Origin of the sequence: Weissella sp. DD23, from assembly GCF_001579105.1 — a bacterium.
GTDB classification, from domain to species: Bacteria; Bacillota; Bacilli; order Lactobacillales; family Lactobacillaceae; genus Weissella; species Weissella cibaria.
This window is the reverse complement of record NZ_KQ970390.1, coordinates 245,975-248,395: the sequence shown is the minus strand read 5'-3', so window position 1 is coordinate 248,395 and position 2,421 is coordinate 245,975. Positions and strand designations below refer to the sequence as shown.

The window sequence follows — 2,421 nt, the reverse complement described above, 5'->3', positions numbered from 1 at the left end:
TTGCAAAGTTAGTGACTTTTAGGCATCAAAATCTTGCGCAACGGTACGCTCAGCAACAAGGCCAAGATAAACCCGGCCAATACTTGCATAATGTTAGCTGGTACATCGGCTAGTCCCGCCAAAAAGGCTGGACCAAGCTGCATTTTTGCACCACCGTTCAACCAGATTAAGAATGAACCGGCTAACCAGTACCCAACAACCATCACCAAACCGCCTAAGAAATTGCCAAAGACGCGCTTCCCAATCGAAGGATTTAACCCATACTTACCAATCACCCAACCTTCACCACCATGAATAAGTAATGAAAAGATCATCCATTGGGGATAACCAGCAAGTAAATCAAGCAATAAACCTGTTAACCCACCGACCATTGCGCCGGTTCTTGACCCATAGTGCCAAGCTGCGATAAAAATACCAGTTTCCACCAATGATACAAAGCCTGTTGGCGTCGGTATCTTGGCGACATAACTCAAGACAATATTGATAGCGACAATCACGGCCGCGATGGTTAATTGTTTCGTTTTCATTTTATTGTTCCTCACTTAAACGTCGTGCTGCCTGCCAAACATTACCAACCGGCAACGCCTCGTTTAACGGTACCCCATGTTTAATACCTTCGTACACAAATGCTTTTGCATCTGAGACTGCATGCGCCGTTGTTGCCCCAGCAGCTAACTGACTAGCTATCGCGGAAGAAAACGTGCAACCAGCTCCATTATTGTAGGCATTGGCCACCTTTTCTGTCTTAAAGGTCTTCAGACCATCAGCCGCCACTAAAACATCAACTGCTTCCTGACCAGCTAAACGCTTACCGCCTTTCACCACGACCGATTGGGCGCCCATTTGTTGCATGATACGCGCTGCCTCAGTCATATCAGCGGCTGTTTTAATCGTTCGACCGCTTAACAATTCTGCTTCCACTAAATTCGGTGTGGTAATAGTTGCCAACGGCAATAATTCAGTTTGAATGGCTTTCACCAGTTCATTGACGTTCGCCGTGCTTGTCTCTTTAAAAGCCATCACCGGATCAATTATGACTGGTAGGTGACTGGCATACTCTTTTAAATACTTCGCCACCAGTTCAACGTGTGCAACAGTCGGTAGTAAGCCAACCTTCACACCAGCAATATCGTCAATCGCAAAAATTGCATCAAGCTGGGCCGCTAAAATAGCAATCGGCACAGGATGAATGGTGAAATCATCTGGCGTGACAGTCACAATACTGGTGATGGCACTAAGCCCAAAGTAACCATATTCATTAAACGTTGCCAAATCGGCCTGAATGCCCCCACCAGCCAAAACGTCCGAACCTGCAATCGTTAACATTTTTGTTGGTTTCAATCTGCCATACCTCCACATCGATATCAATAAGATTAAGTTTAGCACAGAATTTTATGAGAATGTATGAAAAAATAAAAAGAGTGAATATCATCATTCACTCTTTCCATATATCAACCTTTTTGGCCCCACGAATTACCGTGAATGCCAGTATTACAGGCTTTAAATTACTTGATGGCGTCCTTCAAGGCCTTACCAGGCTTAAAGGCAGGAATCTTTGATGCAGCGATCTCAATTTCCTCACCTGTTTGTGGGTTGCGACCCTTACGAGCTGCACGTGTACGAACTTCGAAGTTACCAAAACCAATCAATTGTACCTTGTCACCCTTTGCCAAAGTATCTTGGATTGATGCAAAGACAGCATCAACTGCTGCCGTTGCGTCCTTCTTAGTCAAACCAGTTGTCGTTGCAACGTCGTTTACCAATTCTTGCTTGTTAGCCATGTTAATATCCTCCTGCTTAATAGCTGATTGGGATTCCCAATGTACGAAATGAAACTCGTTGTTCCCTTATTTCGATATTTAGAATAGCATAGTTACTTGACCTTAACAAGCGATTGTTTGCTTAAAACGTTGATACAGCGCGCTTTTCAGCCTTTTTCAACAAAAATTCATGTTTTGCCATCATTTTTCGTACAAAAAACGAAAAAGCACCAAATCCGAACGGACCGGTGCTTTTTATTCACTTGCTTACGTACGAGCACGCTTAATCAAGTGAATTGGTGTTCCTGTAAAGTCGAATGACTTACGAATTTGATTCTCGAGGAATCGCGCGTAAGAGAAGTGCATCAACTCTGGATCGTTAACAAACACCACAAAAGTTGGTGGTTGAATGGCAACCTGTGTTGCATAGTAAACACGCAAACGCTTACCATTTACCGTCGGCGTTGGGTTCAAAGCCAACGCGTCCATAATCACCTCATTCAGTGTTGCAGATTGCACACGCTTTTGGTGGTTTTCGTTAACCTGCTTAATCAACTCAGGCAACTTATTCAAACGTTGCTTCGTCTTGGCTGAAACGAAAATAATTGGTGCGTATGATAAGTATTGGAACTCATCACGAATCTGGTTTTCGAAGTCAGAC

At 43.8% G+C, this 2,421-nt stretch carries 3 protein-coding genes and 1 pseudogene; all 4 read right to left on the bottom strand.

Annotated features, from left to right (window positions below):
* Positions 1-8 precede the first annotated feature (8 nt).
* Positions 9-527: an ECF transporter S component gene (locus tag WEIDD23_RS01200; protein ID WP_010371707.1), complete on the bottom strand. Its 519-nt coding sequence runs from the start codon at positions 525-527 to the stop codon at positions 9-11.
* A gap of 1 nt (position 528) precedes the next feature.
* Positions 529-1,326 carry a bifunctional hydroxymethylpyrimidine kinase/phosphomethylpyrimidine kinase gene (locus WEIDD23_RS01195; RefSeq protein ID WP_224228594.1) on the bottom strand — a complete coding sequence of 266 codons (798 nt, stop codon included), beginning with the start codon at positions 1,324-1,326 and terminating at the stop codon, positions 529-531.
* Between the two features lie 179 nt (positions 1,327-1,505).
* Positions 1,506-1,781: an HU family DNA-binding protein gene (locus WEIDD23_RS01190; RefSeq protein ID WP_010371713.1), complete on the bottom strand. Its 276-nt coding sequence runs from the start codon at positions 1,779-1,781 to the stop codon at positions 1,506-1,508.
* Between the two features lie 246 nt (positions 1,782-2,027).
* Positions 2,028-2,421 (bottom strand): annotated as a pseudogene (gene engA, locus WEIDD23_RS01185) (ribosome-associated GTPase EngA); the annotation flags it as partial.

Coding starts and splice junctions, on each gene's coding strand:
- WEIDD23_RS01200 (WP_010371707.1), bottom strand. CDS start 527: ATGAAAACGAAACAATTAACCATCGCGGCCGTGATTGTCGCTATCAAT.
- WEIDD23_RS01195 (WP_224228594.1), bottom strand. CDS start 1,326: ATGTTAACGATTGCAGGTTCGGACGTTTTGGCTGGTGGGGGCATTCAG.
- WEIDD23_RS01190 (WP_010371713.1), bottom strand. CDS start 1,781: ATGGCTAACAAGCAAGAATTGGTAAACGACGTTGCAACGACAACTGGT.